The 26622-nt window shown below is 46.0% G+C and carries 22 protein-coding genes; 12 read left to right on the top strand and 10 right to left on the bottom strand.

The features are described 5' to 3' along the window. Nucleotides 1–248: 248 nt before the first annotated feature. Together NIES2104_RS05415 and NIES2104_RS05410 are read left to right on the top strand one after the other, a co-directional pair. Nucleotides 249–2045, top strand: a complete 1797-nt coding sequence (locus NIES2104_RS05415; RefSeq protein WP_058996486.1) for an ABC transporter ATP-binding protein — start codon at nt 249–251, stop codon at nt 2043–2045. 137 nt (nt 2046–2182) lie between these two features. Then, nucleotides 2183–3259: a glycosyltransferase family 4 protein gene (locus NIES2104_RS05410; RefSeq protein WP_058996484.1), complete on the top strand. Its 1077-nt coding sequence runs from the start codon at nt 2183–2185 to the stop codon at nt 3257–3259. A 134-nt stretch (nt 3260–3393) separates the two neighbouring features. On the opposite strand, the gene NIES2104_RS05405 is transcribed toward NIES2104_RS05410, so the two are convergent. After that, a complete protein-coding gene (locus NIES2104_RS05405) occupies nt 3394–4164 on the bottom strand; it encodes a DUF1350 family protein (RefSeq protein WP_058996482.1) in 771 nt (256 codons plus the stop codon). A 155-nt stretch (nt 4165–4319) separates the two neighbouring features. Here NIES2104_RS05405 and NIES2104_RS05400 point away from each other — a divergent pair, with 155 nt between their 5' ends. Both NIES2104_RS05400 and NIES2104_RS05395 read left to right on the top strand, forming a co-directional pair. Next, nucleotides 4320–5738, top strand: a complete 1419-nt coding sequence (locus tag NIES2104_RS05400) for a sensor histidine kinase KdpD (protein WP_058996480.1) — start codon at nt 4320–4322, stop codon at nt 5736–5738. A 177-nt stretch (nt 5739–5915) separates the two neighbouring features. Beyond that, nucleotides 5916–6554 (top strand): ferredoxin, encoded by a 639-nt coding sequence (locus NIES2104_RS05395; RefSeq protein ID WP_058996478.1) that lies wholly within the window; start codon nt 5916–5918, stop codon nt 6552–6554. Here NIES2104_RS05395 and NIES2104_RS05390 read toward each other — a convergent pair. The 6 genes from NIES2104_RS05390 to NIES2104_RS05360 all read right to left on the bottom strand — a co-directional run bounded on the left by NIES2104_RS05390 (nt 6551) and on the right by NIES2104_RS05360 (nt 12560). Then, nucleotides 6551–7696, bottom strand: coding sequence for an endo-1,4-beta-xylanase (locus NIES2104_RS05390; RefSeq protein ID WP_058996476.1), 1146 nt, complete (start codon nt 7694–7696; stop codon nt 6551–6553). The genes NIES2104_RS05395 and NIES2104_RS05390 overlap by 4 nt on opposite strands. Before the next feature lie 322 nt (nt 7697–8018). Next, the gene (locus tag NIES2104_RS05380) at nt 8019–8969 is read right to left on the bottom strand and encodes a 2OG-Fe(II) oxygenase (RefSeq protein ID WP_058996472.1); all 951 of its coding nucleotides are present in this window, start codon (nt 8967–8969) and stop codon (nt 8019–8021) included. A gap of 83 nt (nt 8970–9052) precedes the next feature. Beyond that, a complete protein-coding gene (locus NIES2104_RS05375; protein WP_082689934.1) occupies nt 9053–9847 on the bottom strand; it encodes a WecB/TagA/CpsF family glycosyltransferase in 795 nt (264 codons plus the stop codon). After that, on the bottom strand, nt 9844–10278 hold the full coding sequence (locus NIES2104_RS05370) for a glycosyltransferase (protein WP_192843562.1): 435 nt from the start codon (nt 10276–10278) through the stop codon (nt 9844–9846). Before NIES2104_RS05370 ends, NIES2104_RS05375 begins: the two co-directional genes overlap by 4 nt. Continuing rightward, nucleotides 10250–11206, bottom strand: coding sequence for a hypothetical protein (locus NIES2104_RS05365; RefSeq protein WP_058996469.1), 957 nt, complete (start codon nt 11204–11206; stop codon nt 10250–10252). The genes NIES2104_RS05370 and NIES2104_RS05365 overlap by 29 nt, the downstream gene beginning before the upstream one ends. Before the next feature lie 295 nt (nt 11207–11501). After that, on the bottom strand, nt 11502–12560 hold the full coding sequence (locus NIES2104_RS05360) for an NAD-dependent epimerase/dehydratase family protein (protein WP_058996467.1): 1059 nt from the start codon (nt 12558–12560) through the stop codon (nt 11502–11504). A gap of 654 nt (nt 12561–13214) precedes the next feature. On the opposite strand from NIES2104_RS05360, the gene NIES2104_RS05355 reads away from it, so the two are divergent. The 4 genes from NIES2104_RS05355 (at nt 13215) to NIES2104_RS05340 (ending at nt 18648) form a co-directional block, all read left to right on the top strand. Beyond that, on the top strand, nt 13215–14678 hold the full coding sequence (locus tag NIES2104_RS05355; RefSeq protein WP_058996464.1) for a sugar transferase: 1464 nt from the start codon (nt 13215–13217) through the stop codon (nt 14676–14678). Between the two features lie 162 nt (nt 14679–14840). After that, entirely contained in the window at nt 14841–16100 is a 1260-nt protein-coding gene (locus NIES2104_RS05350) for a glycosyltransferase family 4 protein (RefSeq protein ID WP_058996463.1), read from the top strand. 47 nt (nt 16101–16147) lie between these two features. Continuing rightward, on the top strand, nt 16148–17455 hold the full coding sequence (locus tag NIES2104_RS05345; RefSeq protein ID WP_058996461.1) for an O-antigen ligase: 1308 nt from the start codon (nt 16148–16150) through the stop codon (nt 17453–17455). Nucleotides 17456–17472: 17 nt separating this feature from the next. After that, nucleotides 17473–18648 (top strand): glycosyltransferase, encoded by a 1176-nt coding sequence (locus tag NIES2104_RS05340; RefSeq protein ID WP_058996459.1) that lies wholly within the window; start codon nt 17473–17475, stop codon nt 18646–18648. Between the two features lie 8 nt (nt 18649–18656). Here the strand turns inward: NIES2104_RS05340 and NIES2104_RS05335 are convergent, their stop codons facing one another. After that, on the bottom strand, nt 18657–20138 hold the full coding sequence (locus NIES2104_RS05335; RefSeq protein ID WP_058996456.1) for an alpha-amylase family glycosyl hydrolase: 1482 nt from the start codon (nt 20136–20138) through the stop codon (nt 18657–18659). A gap of 188 nt (nt 20139–20326) precedes the next feature. On the opposite strand from NIES2104_RS05335, the gene topA reads away from it, so the two are divergent. The 4 genes from topA to NIES2104_RS05315 all read left to right on the top strand — a co-directional run bounded on the left by topA (nt 20327) and on the right by NIES2104_RS05315 (nt 26017). Continuing rightward, nucleotides 20327–22474, top strand: a complete 2148-nt coding sequence (gene topA / locus NIES2104_RS05330) for a type I DNA topoisomerase (protein WP_058996455.1) — start codon at nt 20327–20329, stop codon at nt 22472–22474. Nucleotides 22475–22633: 159 nt separating this feature from the next. Next, nucleotides 22634–23059, top strand: a complete 426-nt coding sequence (locus NIES2104_RS05325) for a hypothetical protein (RefSeq protein ID WP_058996453.1) — start codon at nt 22634–22636, stop codon at nt 23057–23059. A gap of 7 nt (nt 23060–23066) precedes the next feature. After that, complete coding sequence (locus NIES2104_RS05320; RefSeq protein WP_058996450.1) at nt 23067–25643, top strand: ATP-binding protein; 2577 nt, start codon at nt 23067–23069, stop codon at nt 25641–25643. Nucleotides 25644–25645: 2 nt separating this feature from the next. Next, on the top strand, nt 25646–26017 hold the full coding sequence (locus NIES2104_RS05315) for a response regulator (RefSeq protein WP_058996448.1): 372 nt from the start codon (nt 25646–25648) through the stop codon (nt 26015–26017). Nucleotides 26018–26117: 100 nt separating this feature from the next. On the opposite strand, the gene NIES2104_RS05310 is transcribed toward NIES2104_RS05315, so the two are convergent. Both NIES2104_RS05310 and NIES2104_RS05305 read right to left on the bottom strand, forming a co-directional pair. After that, nucleotides 26118–26321: a DUF2283 domain-containing protein gene (locus tag NIES2104_RS05310; RefSeq protein WP_058996447.1), complete on the bottom strand. Its 204-nt coding sequence runs from the start codon at nt 26319–26321 to the stop codon at nt 26118–26120. Then, nucleotides 26302–26571, bottom strand: a complete 270-nt coding sequence (locus NIES2104_RS05305) for a hypothetical protein (RefSeq protein WP_058996445.1) — start codon at nt 26569–26571, stop codon at nt 26302–26304. Before NIES2104_RS05305 ends, NIES2104_RS05310 begins: the two co-directional genes overlap by 20 nt. Nucleotides 26572–26622: the final 51 nt, after the last annotated feature.

Below are 26622 nucleotides of genomic sequence, written 5' to 3'. Positions count from 1 at the left end.
CACGACCAGCAAAAAGACCATTTCTGACCAAAATGAGCAGTGTTAAATCGTGAATTTACAGAACTACGATCGACAGTGATTCACTCAAAACTTCATACACAGCTCTATTTAAGAAATTGACATCAGATTCCCTCACTTTTAGTAAAGAGAACATAAAGTCACGAATGACGACTTGCTTCATTTACTTGAAATCACTTATACCTTTTACTAACGCTCTGCATCGGAATTTTCACTAAGATTTTCTGAACATGATTAATTATCTCAACAAGTTTTTTTACATCCTGGGAGATGCCAAAAAGCGATTACTTTTACTGGTAGTTGTTTTTGTTCTATCATCTCTGCTAGAAACTTTTGGGATTGGTTTAATTGGTCCTTTCCTTTGGTTGTCATCTAACCCAGATGCCGTCAGGTCTATTCCTGTGATCGAAAAAGCCTACGAGATTTCAGGCTTTCAATCAACTCAACAGTTCATTCCTGTTCTTGGAATTGCACTTGCCATCACTTTCATTATTAAGTCCCTACTCTATTTTTTCGCACGGCATCACATCTCTAAATTTGGACTAGATCAGCAGGCGAGAGTCATATTAAGGCTTTTGAGTGCTTACTTATCTGCTCCATACACTTTTCATCTCAGTCGGGACAGTGCTGGACTAATCAACACCCTAGTTCAAGAGACACAAAATTTTTGTCATCGGTGTACGCTCCCTCTACTAGAGGGACTCTCAAGTCTTATCACTGCTACTTTCTTGGTATTGCTGCTAGCAAAGACAAGTTCGATTTTGTTTGTCATGATTCTAGCAATTGTCTTACCTACATTTTTGCTATTTTACATTTTCAAAAAGAAGGCTAAGCGATGGGGTAGGGAGGTTACCGAATCAACTCATGGCATGATTCGTGTGATCAACCATAGTTTAGGAGGAGTAAAAGAAACCTACGCAATTGGTTGTAAGCCTTATTTCATGGAGCAGATGCGAGAACAGGCATTCAAGAATGCGGATTCTGTTACTAAGACCTTTAGTATGCAAGTTATACCCAAGGTTTCTATTGAGACTTTAATGGTTTCATTTGTTGTACTTCTGGTCTCTGTCTACCCAATCCTGTTCGGTCAGAAGGTTGAAACAATCTTACCGATTTTGAGTATTTTTGCTGTCGCATCCATGCGTTTAATTCCAGCAGCAAGTCAGTCACTTACGGCGTTTGCGATTATCCAAACATCAGGATATACACTCGACATTATTTATAGTGACCTAAAGACACTGGAGCGATCGAATGGTATCAGTACAGATGGAAAATTGAATTTGGACGGTCAAAACGGCGCTCAATCGGGGTACAAGCCGTCAATGACTTTTACTGAGAGTGTTGAACTCAAACAGGTCACTTATTCCTATCCGAACACTACAACGCCATCAATAAAAGACATCTCTTTCAGGATTGGTAAAGGGCAGTCAATTGCTTTAATCGGCAAGTCTGGAGCTGGTAAAACAACCTTGGTAGACGTAGTTTTAGGTCTATTAGAGCCAACAAGCGGAGATTTGCTTGTAGATGGAATTTCAATCTACAAAAACATTCAATCTTGGAGAAACTTGATTGGTTATATTCCGCAATCCATTTTCTTGATGGATGACACAGTTGAAAAAAATATTGCTTTTGGTGTTCCTGATCACCTAATTGATAAGCAAAAAATTGACAAGGTGATCCAAATGGCTCAGCTAACTGATTTAATTGACCATTTACCTGATGGACTAGAAACTTTTGTTGGTGAGCGAGGAGTGCGATTATCGGGTGGTCAACGTCAACGGATTGGTATTGCAAGAGCGCTATATCACGACAGCGAAATTCTGATTCTTGATGAGGCGACTGCTGCACTCGATAATGAAACTGAGAAATTAGTATCTGAATCAATCCAACACTTGTCTGGTATTAAGACGCTAATTATTATTGCTCACCGCCTTTCGACAGTTGAACATTGCGATCAAATCTATGTGTTAGAAGGAGGCAAACTTGTGAGGTCTGGCAGTTATCGTGAGATCGTTTTGAATCGATAAAGTAGTGTGAATCTGCTTTGATGCAAAGTGCTGAACTCGCTGTTCAAATTTCCTTACAAAATCGAAGGTTTCTCGTTCAGTGAGTTCCTTTCTGCCTTCCTCTAAATGTTCAAAGTTAGAATTAATCTTGCCTGTTCATGAAGAATCCAAACGTTGTTTTTTTATCAGATTTAGGTAACAATCCCTATCGTAATTTGTTGATTGATAATCTGGAGTATGAGGGATTTAGAGTCGTAGATTATTTCCCGACCTCTATTTTCCTGCCCAAATTCTGGGGAAAAGTTAAGCCTGAAGTTTTACATCTACATCATATTCATTTTTTCTTCCTTAGCTCCAGTTCATTCAAACGTTGGATTAAGTTCTTTATTTTTGTAATCCAAATTCTGATCTTGAAATTAGCAGGCACAAAAATTGTTTGGACAGTTCATGAATGGTCAGATAAATATCAAGGTAAGTGGGGCGAAATTTATCCTTCTTGGAGTGTGACCTTTGGTCGATTGTTTGATGGGATTATTGCTCACTGTCAAACGACGAAGGATGCCATTATTAGAGATCTTAAAATTAAGAACAAACGCAAAGTTTTTGTTGTACCGCATGGGCACTATATCGATGTTTATAAGAATGACTGTGACCAAGCTCATGCACGCCAATTATTAGCTGCTCCCCAAGAGCACGTGGTTTTCTTGCTATTTGGCAATATCTTTCGCTCAAAGGGGACTTTGGAAGCGATCGAAGCTTTCAAGCAACTTCCTAAGAATACTGCATCCCTCCTGATTGCAGGCTTTCCGGCTGAAGATGATATCGAAGAAGTCATTCGCCATCAGATCAAGGGTTACGATAACATTCTGTTTACTCCTAAACCCATTGATGATGATGACGTTCAAATCTACATGAACGCTTGTGATTGTTTTATGGTTCCCTACAAGGTCTTTACAACCTCTGGAGTGACCTTGCTTGGTATGTCTTTTGGTAAAGCTTGTATCGCTCCGAGAATGGGTTACTTTAGTGATGTCTTAGATGAATCTGGTGCGTTTCTTTATGACCCAGAAGATAAGGATGGATTACCTCAAGCGATGAAGCTAGCCGTAGAACGACAGGCAGCGCTGCCTAAGATGGGTAAATCGAATTTAGAAAAAGCTCAACAGTGGAGCTGGGAATACGTTGCAGCAGAGACAGCTAGGATATATCGCTGGTGTCATAAAGCTTCTTCGTAGGACTATTAGAGAAGGTATCCGTACAGGGCAATCGTCCGGACTGTTTTTGGCGAAGTTGGCAAGGAAAGCGATCGCACAAATCGAGTTTGCTTCTTAAGTAAAGACATGAACCATCCGCGATCGCGGATGGTTCATCACTCCATTGGATTCAGCCAGCGCAAAATCGTTTTCTCCAACTGCCGCAACTCTCGATAAATCTCTTGTCTCATCCATTGCCCGATCGCGTCAATCGGCGTAAACGATGATCCCACTTGCCACTTCATATCGGGACCCAGCGGCGTTACGTGCGTTCCCTTTAATCGATGCGTGGTAATCATCCCCGGATAGATATCTTCAAGAAGTTGCGCCAAAGGAAGCGATTGATCGATCGAATCATCTGCGAATTTGATAATCAGGTTTCGTCGGACTGAATAGCGATCGCGAATCAACTCCTTGGTTTCACTCGGAGAAGGCGTGAACTCAACTGAAAATCCCTGCGGCTTGAGGAATTGCGAAAATTGCTCAACAAATGGAACCGCTTCTTTCGCCGCGTAATTGTTGAACGAGATGAAAATGTTTCCCGCTCGTTCAACTGCGAATAAACTGCCGATTAATAAATGCAGTTTGCAGCCCATACTATGTCCCATTCCATAGATCGGCAGGTATTGAACTGAAAGCTGAGAGCGAATTCCTCTTAACGCTCTGTCAAAACTCATCAGCACCGATTTAGCAATTTCTATATGATCAAAGGTATTAACAAACGGCGTAGCCACAATTAAGTAGCCTTGATCACCGAGAAACTCTAACAAACGGCGGTACGTTAATTGTGGAGCAGTGGCGACAAACGCACCACCGAGAAAATGAATAATTGCGATCGGTCGATCGGGCACAAGCACCCAATTGCCAGAAATTTCTTGCCAATCCATGAGCGAAATACAAGATCAGGGGGTATCTCTAGCCTAATCCGAAATCTCAAAATCCACCGTCTTCGGAGATTGCCTCTCATACGGTACGGTTCTACGATCTTCCTTATTTCCAGAAAATCGATACGCTCTAAGTAAGTCGCAGTGATAGTCGTGTTATGTCTGAGTGGATCTTCCCAACCTTAAGTGAAATTCTCGTCGCCAGTGGTGAAACTCTGACGATTCTAGAAACGCAAACGCCCATTTCCGTTGCCGCTCGCCAGTTGCGAAGTGAGCGAGAATGGTTTGGCGCGATCGCTGCTCTCGAAGCACTTCTACAATCCACTTCTGACGGTGGAGCCATTTTCTCTGCTCCCCTGCCCGTTCTCAGCAATCCCGAAGATCTTCCCAATATTTCTTCCTGGCTCTTCACGCCCAATTCGATGTTTGCGGGCTTTCCCTTCCAGTTGCCATCCGCTGACGGCGCTACCGCAATGTGTGAAACCGAAAAAACTCTGACATTACTCCCCGGTGATCCCCTCGCGTCTGAGCCATTCTGTCTGGCGTTGACTCGCGAATTCAGTGTCTTGATGGTGCAAGGTGAGAACGCTTCTGGTGATCCCACGTTTCTGTTTTCCTTTGATCCCGAAGTTGTCGATCGCGCTTGGCAAAACCTCAGATTGCGGGTGGTCTTGATGAATCCCGCTCAACTTCCAGCGATCGATCAACTCTACAAAACTTTCCAGCCTGTCGAACCCAAATACAAGTTGGTGTCTCAGTTCACTCATGCACTTTTGAGTTATTTGCCCGACCCGATCGCAGAACCCGAAAAGCGCAGAATTCGCGACCCCCGTCCGCTACAAACCCCAGCCTCTGATGTGTTGGCGGGTGCAGATGTGGAATTACTTCAAGCGATTTCGCACGAAGTTCGTACGCCATTAACGACGATTCGGACATTGACGCGGCTACTCTTGCGGCGAAAAGACTTGCCAGCAGATGTGGTGAAGCGGTTGGAAATCATCGATCGAGAATGCAGCGAACAGATCGATCGCTTTAACCTGATTTTCCATGCGGTCGAACTTGAGACTTCTGCTACGAAGGTTTCCGCTCTTGCGACCACTTCGCTAGAGGAAGTGTTAGAGCAGAGCATTCCTCGCTGGCAGAAACAAGCCAATCAGCGCAATCTTACGCTTGATGTGATTTTGCCGCAGCACATTCCGTCAGTAATGAGCGATCCGACGATGTTGGATCAAGCGTTAACGAGTTTGATCGAACGATCGGCAAGAAGTTTACCCTCTGGCGGCTCGATTCAGGTAGAAGTGTCGCTTGCCGGACATCAATTGAAATTACAGCTTCAACCGCAGGCACAAGAAGATGTCGATCGTGCTCACCGAATGCCGCTCTTGAAATCCCTAGGACAAGTCTTGATGTTCCAACCGGAAACAGGCAGCTTGAGCCTGAACCTGAATGTTACTAAGAATATTTTTCAGGCTCTAGGCGGTAAGTTAATTGTCCGACAGCGCCCAGAACAGGGTGAAGTGTTTACGTTGTTCTTGCCGTTGGAACCGAGTAAAGCGGCTGTGGAAGTTCGAGTTTAAGAAAGATTTAAATCGTGGTTATCTCCGTCTTGAGCGATCGGGGCGGGGATTTTTTACGGAGTATCGTAACTTTTTTAATGAGAAGTATTTGCAAAAGGGATCAAGTTCGAGTATGTTAGTTTTCAGAGGTTATTGAATATCTTTAGCAATAACCCAGTTGTCGTTTTAGATCAAACCATGACGCAGGATCACCAATCTGGCGAATTTCGCTTCTCCGGTCAGTTTCTCGGTTACGTCTTCAAAGAGGGCTACAAGATCAAGCGCCTTTTAATCGTGACTTCAGACGGTGAGTTTTCCATCAAAATGACGAAACAAGCGAAGGCTTCCCTACAGCAAACCTTGCTTCCCGGAGAACAAATTCAAGTCGGTGGCTGGCAAAAGTTCGATCGCAAAACGAACACGCTAAAATTCAAAGCCTACTGGATTCAACCGACTTCGATTTCAGCGCTCGAAGCCTCCGTCGCTCCCAGTTCCACAAAACCTCAAAAGGCTGGGAAAGAAGCGATCCTGATGTGTCAGAAATCAAGCTGCATGAAGCGGGGCGGAAAAGCAGTCTGCAAAGCGATCGAGACGGCACTGAGCGATCGCGGACTCGACGATCAGATTCAAGTCAAAGGAACAGGCTGTATGAAAGCGTGTGGTAAAGTTCCTGTTGTCTTCATGCCGGGGAAAACTCGCTACACTAAACTCGATCCAAAAGATGTTCCGACGCTAATCGACGAACATTTTGCACCTGCGATCGAACCTGTTAAGCAACCCGTCGCGGTTGAACCCTTCACTGAAGTTCAACCTGCTCCTAGTCTCGTCTCGGTCTAACGCTTAGGAGCCGCATCAAACGCACGAGCGATCGCATTCCACGCTAATTTTCGCCGTAAATCTGCGCCATACGGCAGGACGCGCACAGGCAACTTATCAGAACGTGGACTATAGTTTGTGAGCCACGTATAGCGATCGCTCATTCCCCAAGTGAGAACTGCAATCACTGCTCGTTCATCCAGCGCAACCGAAAGATATTCCTCATACGTTTGAGCAACTGCACGATCGCGCACTTCAAGATCAGCGGGAAGATAGCGATCGCTGACATCTAATTCCGTGAGCAGAATCTTCAGTCCCATTCCTGCCACTTCGCTGAGAAAATCTCTGAATTTTTTCTGATTAAATCGCTTGTCTGCTGCATCTAAATGTCCCTGAACTCCCAAAGCGTGAATCGGCGCATTCCGAGATTTCAGCCATTCCAGCAATTTGAGAACTGCGGCTCTCGCTTCATTATCGTGAGGAGTATCATAATTGAGATAGCCATCGTTGTAGACCAACATGGCATTGGGATCAGCCGCCCCTGCTGCTTTAAAGGCAATATCGATGTAGTTTTTATCGAGTAGCTTGAACCATTGAGTCGTGAAGTGAAGTCTGTCGTCTCGCTTGCTCCAGTCTGCTGCGATCGCTTCGTTTACCACATCCCAAGAATGAATTCGCCCTGCATAGTGTTTCACGACCGTATCGATGTGCTTGATCAACACTTGCTCCGCGTTCTGGGCTGTGGTGTCTTTCAACCATTCCGGATTGGATTGATTCCAGACGAGGGTATGTCCTCGAAATAACATTCCGTGCTGTTTTGCAAATTGCGCTAACCAATCGCTGCTCGTGAAGTCAAAGCGATCGGGTGAAGGTCGCAATGCTGCCCATTTCAATTCATTTTCGGGCACTAACATGCCACAATTTTCAGCAAACACTTGAGCATAGTCTGTGTCTTGAGTCAGCGCTTGATAGTTGCCTGCTGCCCCGAAGATGATGCCTTTTGCGGCTGCACGTTGTTTTAAGCTGAGCTGTCCTTTGACGGGAAAATCTTTAGGGGGTTCGCTAAGGGCTAAACCTGTGACTTGACTCATGTCATGAGCGCAACCTGCACCCAGAAACGCACCGAAACCAAGCTGCAATGTTTGTCTTCTTGACAGTTTCATCGTTTGTCTCCTGATTGAATGAACCAGAATTCGGTGCTCTTCTGTAGCTGACCCAACAATGGTCGATCGACGAATTTTGAGCTTGTGATTCGTCGATCGATTTCACCTAGCCTAAGAGGATGTTTGAAAAGGATAAGAGTTTCCTCGCTTCGTTCGGATTCGCCCCGGAATGGAATTCGGGGCTATCGGTGCGAAGTCCTTTGAAAAGGACTGAAGAGTTAATCGATGGGCTTTTAGTCCCCTTTAGTGGACTTCGCACAGTCAGCCCGAAATTCTATTCCGGGGCGGGTGAGCGCGATCAACGATACTTTTCAAACGCCCTCTAAGCTCGGTTATGGTCTTTCCAATACTGAATCAACTTAGGATTCGGCTTCTGGAATAAATTCCAGCGGTCAGATTTCAAAAGTTTGTTGTACTTTCTAGGCGAAGTCACTTTGAAGACCGCAGCGAGCGATCGCAGCCAAAATGCTCTTAATCCAGTCTTTTGCAGAAATCTAGCAGCGATCTCATTGCGGTTAATTGTCGTATCAATCAACAGCACCGGAAACCGAGTCGTCGCCACATATCGCCAAAACTTCAGCCGCTCTCCTGGTGAAGCAAAGAACTCAGTATTGTAAACGTGAGTATGACGCTCAGAAGGTGCAGGTCTTTCAGTGTAGTAGTAGAAATTAACTGCCTTGCGGATCATTCCTTCTGGCATCGTCACATCTGCGACGCTGTGATAAGCGTGGCGCGTGTTCTCAAACACTACACAGCGATTAAACAAAGGTGGCAGATCAGTGCTGCGTTGGATCTTTTTGTCCCATAAACTGATTTCTCCACCGTAGCCCGGTTTCCAGCCAACATTGAAGTAAACCAGCAAGGTTAAACGGCGATAGAAGTGCGTGGTCAGGTGACGATTGCGATCGCGGTGAATTTTGTGCACTCCACCTTTCTTCGCTGCTAACAGTCCTGCACCTTGATACTCTGGATCACAGTACAGTGGCTGCTCAATTCCAAACACTTCCTGCAACTGCGCTCTAAATTCCGCAGATTCTAGATGTTTAAACAGTTGCTTCAACCCCGGACGATTCGCAATCACCGCATCCTGGGGATTCGAGTGCCAGCCATCGAGCAATTGATAGTCAGGAGAGTGGCGAGGCATTTCATCGAGACGGGGGAATTCGTGCTCGACTTGCTCTGCTAGATCATCATCGAGAAAGTTGTCGATCACAATATGAGGATAGGGATCACGAACAACCTTAACAGTACTCAGAGTTTGCGTTTTCAGCATAAGAACCTCATCGAAGAACACGGAATCGGTGAATGAAAGAATGAGTAGATTGAGGGGGTTATTGGTTCAAAGCAGCATCAAGCCTAGAGCTTGCTTAGACCTAAACGTTTTTTGCACGACTCGATTAGAACACGGGATAAAAATAAAGGATTGCCCAAGATATAGCGCTGCCACAGTTGTCCAGGCTTGGTAATCAGTCGGCTTAACCATTCAAGTCCCATGTCTGTGAGCCAGCGAGGACCACGGTAGACCGTTCCAGTGTAAAAATCCAAGCAGGCTCCCAGTGGCAGAAATACTCGCGTATCAACCCGATCGAAATTATCAACGATCCACTGTTCTTGCAGCGGCATTCCAAACCCAACATATAAAACATCAGGCTTGAAGCGGTTAATTTGCTCGATTACAGCTTCGTTTTCTGAGCCTGTTTTAGCAAAGTAACCATGATGACCCTGAATGTTTAGATTCGGCGCGATCGCTTTGAGTTTGTCGATCGCTCGATCGGTTACTCCGGGTTTACCAGCTAATAAGAATAGTGAAATGCCTTCCTGTTCACAAGCTTTTGCAAGAGATTCGATGTAATCGGGACAAGTCATTCTATGACAAGAGCATACATCATAACCGTTCAGCTTTGCACCCAGCAAGACTCCGAACCCATCACAAAACACATAATCAGACTGATTGATGAAACGGCGATACCAAGGCTTAGAGCAAGCAAAGTTCATCGCTCGTACGTTGACATTGGCAACCACTGTTTTCTGGTTAATTTGCGCCGATTTAACAATGCAACTAATCAAATCCTGAACGGTCAGTTTGTGAAACCGGGTCTTTAAGAGGACTATCTCTTCAAATCGTTCTTGAGCTGAAGTAACAGTATTCATAGTCTCCGAGAGTTACTGAGTTGTGGCGAATCAACTGCTTGTGAATTGAGCGATCGAGAACCGCGTGAAGCAGGAGGGTTGTACAACGCTTGAAAGATTTGACTCGCGAACTGTTGAGCAGTGTTGTGGTCAGCAAATTGCTTTTGCTTCACAGGATTGCACAGTTCACCAGGAATCTCTAGCAGGAACCGCATCATGGCTTGACCGATTTCCTCTGACGAGGACGCATCCACAGTGAGTCCTAGCTGATAGCGTCGAGTCAGTTCCCCGATCACACCAAAATCTGATGCTAGAACGGGTTTCTGAGCCGCTGCTGCTCGCACTAAAATGGCGCTCATTCCGATGTGGCGCTGATAGGGAACGAGCACCACATCAGAAATTTGGAAGTAGGGATGAATTGCTTCATCTGGAACAAAGCCAAACTGAGTCACAACCTGAATCGGATGCGATCGCATCCGATTCAGCGATTCGAGCTTCGAGCTGCTCCCGCGCTTCTCCAGTAATGGTTCCCGCGAGTAGAATCGTCATGCGCCGACACAGTGCAGGCGGCAATTGTTCGATCGCCTCTAAAGTCTCCTTCAATCCTTTACGATCGTTTTCCAATGCACCAAACATCAGAAAAACGCTCCGACCCGGTTCGATGCCTAACTGAGTTCTCAATGCCTCAGCTTCTACATCGGTGTGATTGTACCGCTGGACGGGATCAGCAAGATGAACCGCTTTCGTCGTGTTGTACACTTGATTGATGTAGTCTACAGCAAATTGGTCGAGGCAGAACACCGTTTGCAGTTTGGCAAGCGGCAAAAATCGAGCAAGACAGACGCGATCGCGCCATTGCCAGAAGCCCTCTTTACCTTCCAGACTATAGTTCGGAAAGACTGCATAGTGCAGGAGCGGACGAAAGTAAATCACGCTCATCGCACAAGGCAGCTTCACACCTAACGCCATGCGAAGTAGAACGCGATCGAGGTACATCAGAAAGATGTGCGTGGTTCCTAGTGAAAGCGCATATTTGCGAACAATCTTCCACTCCTGGAATGCTCGAATAATTCGTCCCTTGAATGAACTGCCAAGATCATCGCTGCTGACAAGCTTTGCTTGTTCCGACTTCGAGATCGAGACAAACCGAATATTCGGACGCTGATCCGCCAGTGCAACAATGTGTGGATGTCTTTGGATGAAAACCTGAGACACCAGCACGTCTAAATGCCCTGGCAGGTCATTTTCACACCAATACTTCACCAAATGCTGAATATATCCAGGATGATGTCCCCGTGCATCCAAATCGAAGATCATAAATCGATCTTGATGTTCAGGTTGTGGACTCTCCGTGGATCGCATCGCATACCGTTCTGTCATAACCTAAATGCCTCAACTTTCGCAGCGTTTTTGTTTGATGAACCTACATGCAGGAGCAATTGCACACATTACCTGCTCACCTTCAAGAACGACGATCTCGCTGCTGAAGGTGAAACAGAACGGTGCCATTTCAAGTCGATGATTGCTTCCTGATGCTTGAACAAAACGGATGCAAGCCCCTTATCGCTGTTGATGAGCAGACAAGCCGTTTTCTCTGAGATATCCATTTGCGTTTACTCGATTTCAATTGAAATCATCGTAGATGCTGCGTTTAACTGTTACCCGCCCTAATCGTCTATACGGTCACTGCAAGTCGATCGACCTCTGCTGCCACCATCTCCTCAAAGATGTCTGACAGACTGCGAGTGATGCTCCACTCTGGGAAGTGTGACTTCAGCTTGCGTAAATCAGAGATATAGCAGATGTGATCGCCGATGCGGTTTTCCTCAACATAAACCCAGTCCACCTTGCGACCGCTGATCGATTCGACCCAATCGAAGGCTTCCATCATCGAGACACTGTTTTCGCGTCCTCCACCCAGGTTATAGACTTCACCAGGTCTAGGATTGCGACGAAATGCTTCAAACGCTTGAATCACATCGTAGCTATGGATGTTGTCGCGGACTTGCTTACCTTTATAACCAAAAACTTTGTAAGTTCTGCCCGTCAGTGCAACTTTCACCAGATAAGACAAAAATCCATGAAGCTCGACTCCAGAATGTGAAGGTCCGGTTAAGCAACCTCCCCGAAACACACCCACTTTCATCCCGAAGTAGCGACCGTACTCTTGAGCGACTACATCTGCTGCTGTCTTCGATGCGCCAAACAGCGAGTGCAAGGTGCGATCGATTCTGCAAGTTTCAGCAACTCCATGAAAATCTTCTGGATTTGCGTAGTCGTACCGTTTCTCCAATTCAACCCGTGGGATCTCGTTCGGTGAGTCTCCGTAGACTTTGTTGGTGCTCATGTGAATGAAGACGGCTTCCGGGCAGAACTGGCGAGTCGCTTCGAGTAGATTTACGGTTCCCAGAGCGTTGACTTCAAAATCTAGTAAAGGAATCTGACAGGCTTTATCATGGGAAGGCTGAGCCGCACAGTGAATAATCAAATCGAAAGTGTGCGCCTGGAATAGCTCAAACACGCTTTCTCGATCGCGGATATCGATGTTGTAATGCAGAAACTGAGAGGTTCCGTCTTGCAGCCGCTTTAGGTTCCACAGAGTATCACCCTGGGTGCCAAAGAAGGTTGCTCTCATGTTGTTGTCTACTCCAATCACCTGATGTCCAGTGCGATCGTAGTATTCCACCGCTTCTGAACCGATCAAGCCACTAGAGCCAGTAATCAATACTTTCATGTGGTCTCGTCTTGCTGTGACACTAAATGTTCAGGAGTCTAAATAGTTTCCCTGAGATGTTGCAATCCTTTCTTTGGAATTTTACGCTGACTTCAAGACGCATAAAATTACACATCCAGTATTTTTACTGAGATTGGTTGAATTATTTTTACGCGTTCTCAATGAGCCTATACTCATACGGAGAACTAGAGTGATTTTCAGAAAATCCAATATTAATAAGCATCAGGACCATTTGACTATGCTGAGGTAACCAGATGACATAACGCAATCTATCTGGGGGATCACGTATTTTTCTGCGTATTTGCACTGTTACATTTGTTTTTTTTGCGTAGTTCTGCGTGTAAAGTCACGTAAAGCAACGATGAAGCCTACTTTGCGACTTCTAGGCTCAGCATATTAAGATTCAGCGTAATCAGAACGTTTAAAGAAGCGAATACATCCTCCAGAATTTGCTGGGGTATTTCCATCAACGTTCCGGTTTATAGGTGTCGAGATTATACACACGTAGGGATTGACAAAAGCGCTCTAGCTTTTTCGATTCTTGCAGAAATCTCGTTTTTCTATATCTTAGGGTTGCCTCACTTCGCACTCTGCTGCCTACCTTAGTTGATGCGGCACTCCGATCGGTTTTATCTTTGTGCGTTTCAAACACTTATGGCTTTTCAAGTTTCTCCCCCCGAATCACTAAAGCATACCGCGACTGTTTCAGAGTCCCGTGCCAGAGATCTTCGCTCCCCGGTATCTTTTCAATTCCGTCAAGGTAGTTTTGTCGGCTGGATACGGATCTGTTTGTTGCTGGTGCTAGATCTGTCGCTGATGTATGCCGCGTGGCAAATTGCACAGGTCAGTGGCACCGATCTCAGTGTGTCCCTACATATCGAGGATCGGGTAATTTCCTATTTGCCGACTGCATTTTTGACGATCGGCGTGTTCAGCGTGGTCGGACTGTATCGAGAAGGAGAAGGCTGGCGAGACGCGACCAAGGTGATGACGACATTACTGCTGGTACATAGTGCGATCGCGCTAACAACGCTGCTGCCGAATCCTTCACAAGCCAGGTTACTGCTTCCGTTTGCTTGGTTTACTGGATTGAGCATCGTGCTGACGATCGCCAGCCGATTTATGATGCACTGGTCGATTCAGAGTGTGCGCCAAGTGGGAGTCGTTCGGCACCCGATCTTTATCTTTTGTCAACCTGATCAAGCTAAGCGCGTTGTACCTGTTCTGGGACGGAGGCATCACTACACGGTGAGCGGCTGGAATGAGCCGCAGCAATTGAGCGATGAGTATCGCGCTTCGACAGTTCGGCGACTAAAGCAGTTAGGAGTTTGTGAAGTCTTCCTCTGTACTCAGTTGCCTGCAAGGGAACTCATGCTGATTTATTGGGACCTTCGGAATGCGGGAATTACACTGCACATCTGTGTTCTAATCTCGAATCCGGTTCAGGAGTCGCAGATCTGGCAGATGCCGGAATTGTATACGGCGACCTTTGCACCTCCCACGATTTCAGGTATCGAATTTCAGGTTAAGCGATGTTTTGACTTTATTGCCTCTGTTGCATTTCTATTGCTAACATTTCCGCTTTACACCATCATTGCAGTTTTGATTCGGCTGGATTCTCCAGGACCGATCTTTTTCCGTCAGACTCGAATCGGCTTACAGAACCGCCCGTTCAAAGTCTGGAAGTTCCGTACGATGGTTGTGAATGCGGCTGAACTGCAAAAAGAGCTAGAAAGCAAGAACGAGAATCGGGATGGGGTGCTGTTCAAGATGAAAGATGATCCGCGCATTACTCGTGTCGGAAAGTTCTTACGGCGCTACAGCTTAGATGAACTCCCACAAGTGTTCAACATTCTGGTCGGCGAAATGAGCTTTGTTGGTCCGCGACCCCTTCCCCTGCGAGATGTGGAGAAGTTTTCAGAGCATGACTATATTCGCCATGCAGTTTTACCTGGAATTACGGGAATGTGGCAGGTTTCAGGTCGATCGAACATTGATAACTTTGAGGATGTTCTGCGGCTGGACATGGTCTACATCAAGGATTGGTCGCTTTGGCTGGATTTGAAAATTATTTTGCAAACGATTCGAGTCGTACTGCAAAAAACAGGCGCGTATTAAGGCTTCTCGAACACAGATTGACTTGAATAGGGTAGATATGGAGACGCAGCGAGTTGCATCAAAAAATCTAGTGATGAGTCCCTTGAGCAAGCTCAAGACGATCGCGCTACAAAATTCAAAAGGGCTATTGAACCAGGACATTGCAACACTCTTGGAGGCGCAATGAACGTTTTAATTGCCAGTAGTCACGATATTGATGGTGGTGCAGCACGCGCCGCTTACCGATTGCATCAAGGATTGCGATCGAGCGGTGTTTCGTCTCAGATGTTGGTGCAGTCCAAAACGAGCGGTGATCGTTCGGTGATTGCTCCAAAAACTCAAGTTTCACAGGGACTTGCTAGAGCTAGACTGACCTTTGATGCGTTGCCGCTGAAACGCTACAAGAATCGGCAAGAGGCGACGTTTTCAGTTCAATGGTTGCCAGAGCATTTTGCATCTCAGGTTAAGCAATTGAATCCAGATGTCGTTAACTTACATTGGGTTAATGATGCGTTTGTTCGGATTGAGTCGATCGCGAAACTCAATCGCCCGATCGTGTGGTCGCTGCATGATATGTGGGCGTTTACGGGTGGTTGTCACTATACGAATCAGTGCGATCGCTACATGAAATCTTGCGGAAATTGCCCCCAGCTTCAAAGTCAAAAAGCCCAGGATTTATCTCGATCGATTTGGCAGCGAAAAGTTAAAGCTTGGAAATCTGCGGATTTAACGATCGTCGCATTGAGTCAATGGTTAGCGGACTCTGCTCGATCGAGTTCTTTATTTCGAGATTTGCGAATTGAGGTGATTCCGAATGGAATTGATACTACGCGCTATCGTCCGATCAATCCAACTTTTGCCCGTGAAGCTCTAGGGTTGCCCCAAGATAAACATTTAGCGTTGTTTGGAGCGACCGCAGGCACGAGTGACCCGCGCAAAGGATTTCATCTGTTGCAGCCTGCTCTACAAAGTTTGGCTCAGTCGGGATGGGGTGACAAATTAGAGCTGGTGGTATTCGGAGCCGATCGACCTGAAAACCCTCCAGAATTCGGGATGAACGTTCACTATATGGGATCGTTTCGCGACGATTTATCGCTGTCACTGCTCTACTCGGCTGCGGATGTGTTCATCTTGCCATCAATGCAGGAGAATCTCGCCAACACCATTATGGAAGCGATGGCTTGTGGAACACCCTGTGTCGCGTTTGAGATTGGTGGAATGCCCGATTTGATCGAGCATCAGAAGACCGGATATCTCGCGCAACCGTACTGGATTGATGACTTAGCGACTGGGATTGCTTGGACGATCGAGAACCCGGATCGGCACCAGCAACTCAGTTCACGCAGTCGGGAAAAAGTTGAACAAGAATTCACCTACGCCCGACAAGCCCATCGATATCGATCGCTGTTTGAAGAAGTCCGACAAGCCCGAAACCGACGATAGCCCGGAGACGATCGCAAAAGACTGACAGAAGAACAGGAGACAAAGCCTTGAAACTCAGAGATTTACACCTTTTAGCCCTGAAACTAGAGCCGTGGTTGGTGGGACTCTATCTCATCTATTTTCTCGGTGTTGCTCTTCCTCCGGTCGGAGTTAGAATCGCGAATGCGCTGAGTTACCCGCTGCTTTTCGTTCTGATTTTGATCTCCGGCTGTTGGCGGCAACTCCTGTTTGGAATGACCAGAGATATTCCTCTGTTACTTTTGCATGTGATGTCGGTGGTCTCGATTCTTTGGTCGGTTGCACCTGAATTTACAGCAGATGAGCCAAAAGCCTTTCTCAGAGCCGGAATTTTCGGCGTTTATCTCGCGGTGCGCTTTGGGCTATCCGGTCAGATGATGATGTTGGCTCGAATCTTAGCGATCAGTGTGATTTTGAGCTTGATGGTGGGGATAGCACTGCCAGCTTATGGGATTGAGACGACTGGGGAATCTGTGGGAGTTTGGAAAGGAATTTTTGGGTTCAAGAACTTGTTTGCGTCGAACATGGCATTTGCAGTCTTGACCCTGATGCTACTGGGCTTGAGTCGTCCGCGCTGGCGTGGATTGCTGTGGGGACTTTGTGCGATCGCATTTACACTCTTGCTGCTTAGTCGAGGTCGGACTGCACTCGCTTCCCTCTTAATTACGCTGTGTCTACTTCCTTTTCTCGGCATTGTGAAGCAGTACTACAAAACTCGCGTCGTCAGTGTTGCCCTCATTTTGATTGTCAGCTTGATGGTCGGACTTCTCATTTTTGTGAACCTGCGATTCATTGTTGTCGATGTACTTGGTAAGAACCTCGAATTCAACGGACGGCTACCGATTTGGACCATGATGCTTTACAAAGGAATGGAGCATTTTTGGTTCGGTCATGGCTATGCCGCTTTTTGGACTTCGAGCGCGGCGCATCAAATCTTGACTCAAACCTGGGCATATGATACTTACCGATTAGGAATTCGTTTTAATGCTCACAATGGCTATATAGATTTATTCTTGCAGCTAGGAATTGTGGGACTAGCACTCTACTTGATTAGCTTGGTCACCGTATTCTTCAGAGCAACTTACTTGATGCTGCGGCAGAAGACTGTCGAGATCTTCTGGGTACTTCAAACTTTAGTCCTGACTTCGCTGCTCAGTTTTGCGGATAGTTTGAGCGTCGGGACTGGGAGCGCATTGTGGAGTTTGTATGTTGCGTTTGCCACTTCGATCGCGATTCAGTATCGCCGTCAGAAAATTGACGATCGCTTAAACGATGGTAATTCTTCCGCGCCCTCATTAGCGCCGACTCTTTCTGCTGTAAACCTCAAAGGTTCATAACTCGATTGATCAATACAATGAAAGTTCTAGTTCTTACAACGGTTCTGCCTGCTCGAAAGCTGCACGGCAGTGAAGTTGCTTCCCAAAACATTATCGAAGCACTTCAGCATAATGGCTGTGACGTGACGGTGCTCGGCTATGGGCGAAAAGAAGATGGTGAATTACACATCGCACCGCATGAGGTGTTAGTGTCTGAACGCTCGGTCGAAACAAAGCAAGCCAAACTCAAAGCGCTCGGCTGGTTTGCGTTCAGTGTGATTAAACGCTTGCCTTATTCATCAGCAAAGTATATTTCTAGCGACTATATCAAGCGAGTGCAGTCTTTGTTGAACACACAATCGTATGATGCGATCGTGATTGATCATGCTCAGATTGGATGGTTACTCGATGTAGTTAAGCATCCTAAAATTGCTTTGATTGCTCACAATTTAGAGCATGAGATCTATCGGCAACACTATGAGCGATCGCAAAATCGGCTGGCAAAATGGGTTTATCGCCGTGAAGCAAAGCTCATCAAACGACTAGAAGCAAGGGTTGCTTCTGCTGCTCAAGAAGTTTGGACATTAACGCAGCATGATACGAACTATTTTGCTCAATTTACGAATGCGAGGACATTAAGCTTACCATCAAGTTTTGCAAATCTTCAAGCTGAACCGATTCCGAAAGCGTTTGATATTGGCATTATTGGAAGCTGGTCTTGGAAACCGAACGAAGAGGGATTGCGCTGGTTTTTGGAAACGGTTTATCCACTATTGCCGCCTTCTTTGAGCGTGCATGTTGCAGGTCGTGGAGCCGATTGGATCACTGAAAGCTATCCGAACATTCACTATCGCGGATTTGTCGAAGACTCGAAAGTCTTTATGATGCAGGCGCGAGTCATGGCGATTCCAACCTTGAGCGGCGGCGGCATTCAGATCAAAACTTTAGACGCGATCGCATCGGGTTCGCATATTGTCGGCACCTCGACTGCACTCAGAGGGATTGCGAATCCACCTCGAACGGTCTCGATCGCGGATCAGCCCCAGCAATTTGCTCAACAGTTGATCGCTGCTGTTGGAATGAATTGTTCGATCGAAGATCTAGAAGAATCTCAGCAATGGTATCGCGATCGACAAGCTCGATTTTTGCATGAAGTGAACCAAGCACTTCAAAATCTCAAGCCTACGATCGCTCTGAATAGCTTAGTTAATTGATGCTCTTTCTAAGCCTGCTGAGTACTACCTGTGTTCGGACAAAGTTCAAACACATGGTAGCTCCATGCAGGCATATCAAAATAAAGACCAGAGACTAAACTATCACCAGGACGCTCATAGATTGTTAAACTCATAAAGTCCTTAAGTAGATAGGTCTGACCTGCTAAATCAGAATAAGGTAGCGTGACATAACACTGACTCGCATGAGATGCATAGTTAACGATGACCAAGACTCGATTCTGTTCATCATCTTCCCAGCCAAAGCTAATAAAATCTCTCCAGGTTGAGTTACCTTCCCAAGCAGCAGTACAGTTCAGAAGTTGCCAACGACCCGATCGCAAAACGGGAGACTGCAAACAAGCGAGTAGCTGGCGGTAAAAGCGATTGGGTTCTTCAGCGATCGCTTCAACAGGACCCCGCTGAACATGTACCGAAATTTTATGTTTAAACCCTTCTAGCTGTCCCTGGTGTAGAAACCGTAGACCCGGACAGAGAAAGGTCACGATCGCAGCCGCTCGATGAACTTCCAAGGGGAACGCATTCGCCGCACGAGGTTCATCGTGATTTTCTAAAAATCGAGTAGACCGATTCTGATAGTTCAGATCTGCTAAAAAATGCTGGCGAACAGGTTCAGCCTGTTGTTCGAGTAATCGATCGTACAATCGCTTGTCATACGTGTAATCGAATCCGAGTTGTTGCAGTGTCCATTCCATATCCCAATACACTTCTGCCATGAACACAAATCCCGGATGCTGATGTTGCACTTTCTCGATCGCAGTTTCCCAAAACGGCTCGACTTCAATCCCCCAAGTATTGCGGAAAATTTCGGGCAAAACCAGCATCGCCATGTCGCACCGCACTCCATCACACAACTGAGCGACATTCAGCAATTCGCCCATCATTGCCGCTTGAGGTGCAGGGTTTCCATAGTTTAGTTGGAGCGTGTCACACCATCCCGCAAAGTAAGGATCGCGCCCGTAAGCTAAGATTTCTCCAGCAACTCGACAGTAGTTTTGCGGCTGTTGTACCAGTAACTCCTCAGTTCCGTGAACAAAATAATCAGGATACATCTGCACCCACGGATGGTCAGGAGCCATATGATTTGGGACAAAATCGAGCATCAGTTTGAGTCCTCGATCGTGGAGTCGATCGCGCAATCTTGCTGCCGCTGCATTCCCACCCATGCGATCGCTCACGACATAATTCTTAATCGCAAAACACGATCCACACACATCGTCATCACACAAGTCTACTAACGATCGTCGATGCTCCTCGACCCACTCTGGATTAGACAGAGAAACCCTTCGTCCCGCCTCTCCCATCTGCCAAACGCCTAGAAAATAAACCCAATCGAACCCTAAGCTGACCCATTCATCTAAAACGGTATCTGGAATATCATCTAACGTTGCGGGACGGTTCAATTGATTCGAGAGCAATTGTATCCAGACGCGAGTGTTGACCTGATACAACAACGGATTGGTAGACATCATGTAATTCCAAAAAGTTTTCCAAGAAGGGCGTTTTATTAAACTAGAACAATAAAATATGATAGTGATACCGCTGAAAATCGACGATTATTTCAACCTTGAAACAGAGAGCAAATCATTTTTACATTTGCGGGAAAAGAAATAGAATAGGATCATATGTTCTATAATGAGCGATCGTACTCCTTTGAACTATGCCTACAAAGCTGCTAATTGTCGAAAGTCCCGGCAAAGTAAAAAAACTGAGTCAGATTTTGGGTTCAGATTGGCTCGTAAAAGCCAGTATGGGACATGTTCGAGAATTAGCGAATGATGGTATCGATTCATTAGGGTTTGAGCTTGAATCGGGAAAAGTTCAGTGTCGATTTGTTCCCAGAGGCAGTCGCGGTAAAGAAACGATCGCTCAACTCAAATCCGCTGTTCAGAAAGTCAAAACTGTTTTTCTAGCCACCGATGACGATCGAGAAGGGGAAACGATCGCATGGCATTTACAACAAGCCTTAAACCTGAGACAACCTCAGCGCGTAGTTTATAGCGAGATTACGCCTGCTGCGGTAAAACGAGCGATCGCCAATCCTAGAACAATCAATCAAAATTTAGTGGATGCTGGATTGTGCCGCACTGTACTTGATAAGTTGGTCGGCTACAAAGGTTCCCCCTTGCTCTGGAAGTTGCAAAACGGAGCAAAATCAATGGGGCGTGTCCAAAGTGCAACGCTGCATATTTTGTGTGATCGAGAACGTCAAATCGAAGCTTTTGTTCCTCAGGACTATTGGAGTGTTTTCGTGGACTATGCAGAAGGCTTTCGAGCTTTTTATCATGGTTCAGAAACCACTGAAACAGATGCCACACCCGCTGATGATGCAACGCCAAACGGAGAGCGGACAGCTCCCGAATCGACTCGCGTTTTGAGTGAGACTGAAGCCGATCGACTCGTTCAACAAGCTCAGGCATTTCCCCATCGAGTTTTGTCGATCGAGGGAAAAACAATCAATCGCACTCCGCCCCCTCCGTTTGTAACTTCAACCTTGCAACAAGCCGCAGGATCACGCCTTAAGTTCAGCCCAGAAAAAACAATGCAGGTCGCACAGTCCTTGTATGAGGCAGGACATATTACCTACATGCGAACCGATAGCATTGAACTCAGTCCAGAGTATCGATCGGCAGCGCGACAATGGTTAATCGAACACGATCCAGACAATGTGCCGCAAAAAGTTACGCATCATCGTAAAGTCAAAGGCTCTCAAGAAGCACACGAAGCGATTCGTCCCACTGATATCACTCGTGCATCAGCGCAATTAAAGCTTGAACTATCCAGTGATGAATTTGCATTGTATGTGTTGATTTGGAAACGTGCGATCGCGTCTCAATGCCAGCCTGCAAAAGTGAGACAGACCCGAATTCTAACGCGATCGGGCAACATCAATTGGCAAGCAAAAGGGCAAGTTATCGAATTCGCAGGCTACAGCAAGTATTGGAACAATCTGAGTACGGATGTAGAACTCCCGATCGTTCAAGTCAATCAGCCGCTAACGCTCACTCAAGCCGCACACGAACAAAAGCAAACTCAGCCGCCCCCTAGATATAGTGAACCAAAATTAGTGCAAGTGATGGAGCGGCAAGGCATTGGGCGACCGAGCACTTATGCTCCAACGATTCAAACCTTGAAAGATCGGCAGTATGTGGAAGTTCTTAAAAGCGTACTGCAACCGACCGCTTTAGGGTTAGAAGTCGATCGCTTTCTCTCTGATGCGTTACCGGACTTAGTGCGATCGGAATTTACAGCCCAGATGGAAGGGTCGTTAGATGCGATCGCAGAAGGTGAGCAAAACTGGCAACACTATCTCACGAATTGGAATGCAGCTTACTTTCAGCCTGCATTACTCCAAGCCGAACGAGTTCTACCGCAATATCTCAGCCCTACCCCTCGTTCTGAAAAGCCTGTAGAACGCTCTAAAACTCGCTGCCCAAACTGTCAGAAACCCCTCGCAAAAATCAAGAGTGCCAAACTCAAAAAGAAGTACTTTCTCAAGTGTGTCGAAGAATGTACAGATGTTGTACTGTTTTGGTCAGAGTACAGCAAGCGATGGGAGATACCACAAGCAAAATCAGCAGCTCAAACTGCGTCAAAATTAACCGAAGTGCCTTGTCCTGTTTGTCAGAAGCTTCTAGAGCAATATTCTTATCAAAAAGACGGTCAAACGAAACTGCTATTACGCTGCTCTGATGCCAAAGCACGACGAGAGACGAAACATAAGGATGTTGTTTATTTTCAAACTGAGAAAGGCTGGTGGAGTCCGAAATTTGGGGAACTCAAGGTAGAAATGTTGCGCGATCGCTAACGTTTTGTAGAATAGATCGATCGCGTTTCGCCATATCTTACTTATGAGAGTGTTGACTCATTAATCATCAAGAAATATCTAAAAATACAAACTTCTATAAATGGATGTGACATAAGCTCATAATTTTATAGATAATGCTCGTTAAGTGGTGCGCGTCTGATGCCGAATCAATCTGTTAATACGACAGATCAATCCGGTATGAGCCGTTTGATTTTTAGTGTGCTGTTGCAATCAGCAGAAGGAGTTCATCGTATGAGAATTCTGCGTGTGAAAGATGATTGTACTGTGCAGACGTTAGAAACAGTTAAAAACGATGCGATCGACATTGCCACAAGCGGAGAAGCAGTCTGGCGATGTATTGCAACATTTGTCGAGGGAGTGATTCGCAGTGCCCCACATTGGAATCAGATTCTGATTGTTCTTTTTAGTATTCACCACAATCTTGAGATGCTGGAAAAAGCTTTCTCAGTGAACGCAAATCGTTTGTTAGATCAATCGATCGCGGCTTCTGGATTAGTTCAATACATTCTCAATCAGTTAGAGCGATCGCGCCTTGTCCAATTCCTTACTGCCCTAAACTCCTAGTGCGCTTATGTTTTCTAACTCCTCCACTCCACACCTCTCAGAAGCCCAACAAACCGCCTTTGCAGTGCTGTTGCACCGCATGATCAATCGAATTCGCCATTCGTTAGAACTCCCGATCATTCTAAACGCAACGGTTGCTGAAGTCCGGGCTTTTCTGCAAACTGATCGCGTCAAAATCTATCGGTTTGACACAGACGGAAGCGGTGAAGTCGTGGCAGAAGCGATTAATCATCAGCGATTACCGTCTTTGCTCAATCATTGGTTTCCCGCAGAAGATATTCCACCCGAAGCAAGAGAACTCTTTTTAAGAGTGCGACAGCGATCGATTGTCGATGTGCTGACTCAGGAAATCGGGGTCAGTCCGCTCCTTGAACAAAGCGATGGGGCGACGATCGAGGAAGAATTACGCTTTCGAGTGGCTGATCCTTGTCATATTGAATATCTCACCGCACTGGGAGTTCGATCGTCGTTAGTCGTTCCTATCATTGCACAAGAAGAGCTATGGGGCTTGCTCGTTTCTCATCATTGTGAACCGCGTCGGTTTACACAGACAGAACTACAGATTATGCAGTTGATCTCGGATCAGGTTTCGATTGCGATCGTTCAAGCTAATATTCTTCAAGAAACTCGTCGCTATGCGGCTCAAGAAGCTACGATTAATCAAATCACATCTTTGCTTCATGCACTGCCTGAGATGCAGCTTCAGCAAGCATTAGAGCAAGTAATTCAAGCTTTTCAAGGGGTTGGAGGGCGGCTTTATATCTTTCCACAAGGAGTCCATCAAGCGTCTCAATTTTTTGTAGAAGGACAACAACCTGTTCTTTCTAGTTTACAGAATGGCTTCGATCGATCTGCTTTTCCAACTCTGTTGGAGCAACATCCACTCTGGCAAACCTGGCTAGAACTTGAACCCAAAAGTGAAGGCGTGTGGCTGATTAATCAGGTGGATCGCTCTGAAATGCCAGCAGAACTATCAACAGCATTGATCAGCGCGAATCTGCGGAGCCTGCTCGTGATTCCGATTCAGTATCGTCAGCAAACATTAGGGTATCTGAGTGTGTTTCGATGCGCGATCGACATTGAACGAATTTGGGCAGGAAAGCTAGATCAGGGCGACCCCCGGCAACGGTTACCCAGGCTATCGTTTGAAACCTGGAAAGAACTTAGAAGCAATCAATCACAGCCTTGGACAGTCTTCGATCGCGAACTTGCTCATACCTTGAGTCATGTATTTGCGTTGGCGATTCATCAGCGGGGATTGTATCAAAGAGTGCGATCGCTCAATGCTCATCTCAAACGCGATGTGAAACGCCGCAAAAAAGCAGAAGTCGAACTTGCTACGCTTAATTCCAACTTAGAGCGCTGTGTCTTACAACGCACAATGCAGCTGCAACGTACAAACGAAGAGCTAGTCAGACAGATTGAACAACGAGAGTTCATCATTGAGGAGCGCCAGCGGGCGGAAGCTTCGATCGAACGATTGAGCCATCAAAATGAACTCATCTTAAATTCAGCCGGGGATGGTATCTATGGAATTGATGCTCAAGGCTTAATTACCTTTGTCAATTCCACGGCTGCAAAGATGTTGGGCTACGAAGTTGATGATCTCGTGGGTCAATGGATGCACACTTATTTGAAGCATTCCAAATCCGATGGCATTCCTTATTTATTAGCGGATAGTCCGATTCATACAACGCTGCGAAAAGGCACGATCGAACATCGAAACGGCGATGTGTTTCAGCGGCGAGATGGTTCCACGTTTCCGATCGAGTATGTGAGTAGTCCGATTCGGGAATGTGATCGGATTGTGGGAGCGGTGATCGTTTTCAAAGACATCACGGAACGCCAAATGATTGAGCAGATGAAAGATGAATTTGTCTCAATTGTGAGCCATGAACTGAGAACGCCTTTGACTTCGATTCGGAGTACGCTCGGTTTGCTATCGACTGGAATGCTCGACGATCGACCGGATAAAAGCAAGCGAATGCTAGAAATTGCTTATTCAAATACCAATCGATTAGTGCGTCTGATTAGTGACATTCTGGACATTGAGCGCATCAAGTTTGGCAAAGTTGCAATGGATAAACGGCGCTGTAATGCCGCTGATCTCATGGTGCAATCCGCTGATGCAATGCGGGCAATGGCAGAACGTGAGGAAATTACTTTATCTGTGACCTCGATCGCAGCGCAACTTTGGGCAGATCCCGATCGCATTATTCAAACCCTAACTAATCTTTTGAGCAATGCAATTAAATTTTCTCCGGCTCGATCGACCGTTTCCCTCACGGCTGATTTTGTGGATTCACAGCGCAAACGCAGACGACATCAGGAAAATGGAGCCTATGTGCGGTTTTGTGTCAAAGATCAAGGGATTGGCATTCCTGAAGATAAGCTAGATGTGATTTTCGATCGCTTTCAGCAAGTCGATGCTTCAAATTCTCGGCAACAGGGTGGAACTGGATTAGGACTGACCATTTGCCGCGAGATCGTTGAGCAGCACGACGGAAAAATCTGGGTTGAAAGTCGATTCGGTGAAGGGAGTGCGTTTTACTTCACCATTCCAGTCTTCTCAAATCAGTCATAGCTATGATTAAACGGATTTTAATTATCGACGATGAACCGGACATTCGGGAAGCGACGCAGCTTTGTTTAGAGATTGCGCGAGGTTGGGAAGTGCTAACTGCTGGCTCAAGTGCCGAAGGACTGAAAAAAGCCGCGATCGAGCAACCCGATGCAGTTCTTTTAGATGTGATGATGCCAGATATGGATGGCTTAGCAACCTTTGAACAACTTCAAGCTAACCCAGTCACCCAGAACATTCCTGTGATTTTATTAACGGCGAAAGCTCAAGCTTCAGATCGTCGGCAATTCACTCAATTTGCGATCGCAGCCGTGATTACAAAACCGTATGATCCACTAACATTGGCAGATCAAATCGATGCCATTTTAGAAGATTGATAAATTCGCGCTTTAACCGATTTTGACAAGAAATTGGGAGAAACGATCGCGATCCTGCCAATCTTGCACGGTGAGCATTCGAGATTCGATCTCTATCTGTCTAATGCTCAGGGGTCATTATCATCTGAGGATCATCTCCGGCTGCGATAAATTTTTGCACCTCTAGAATCTCAATCAAAACGAGCTTGTCTTGTTTTGAATAGTGCAAAATCATCTGTCCATCCTCTTCAGCGTGAGAAATCGGTTCATCTGATACTTGAATTAACAAAGCATCTACATCGGGGCTATAGCGAATCTTTTGCATGTCTTGATTTCCTTCCTGGACAAAGTGTAATAACGAAGGCGAATGCTGCAAATTCTCGATAAACCACTCTCAAAACTCGGCGATCGTCGAGTTGTTTTTGAGCAATCCGTTTGTCATCTTCTGCAATTTCAAGCTGATCGGGTGATCGAATGATTGCTTCGATGAATTCGATTGTGAGTGGAATGTTCATTTCCTGCAAGATTTGTAGTTTTGCGATCGCGTGTTCACTGAATCGAATCTCTTTTTCCATTCTGGACGATCGCGCTTTGATTAACGACTAATCTGATTTTGATAAGAAATT

The sequence above is a fragment of the Leptolyngbya sp. NIES-2104 genome, from assembly GCF_001485215.1.
Lineage (GTDB): Bacteria > Cyanobacteriota > Cyanobacteriia > Leptolyngbyales > Leptolyngbyaceae > Leptolyngbya.
This window is presented reverse-complemented; position numbering and strand designations above follow the sequence as displayed.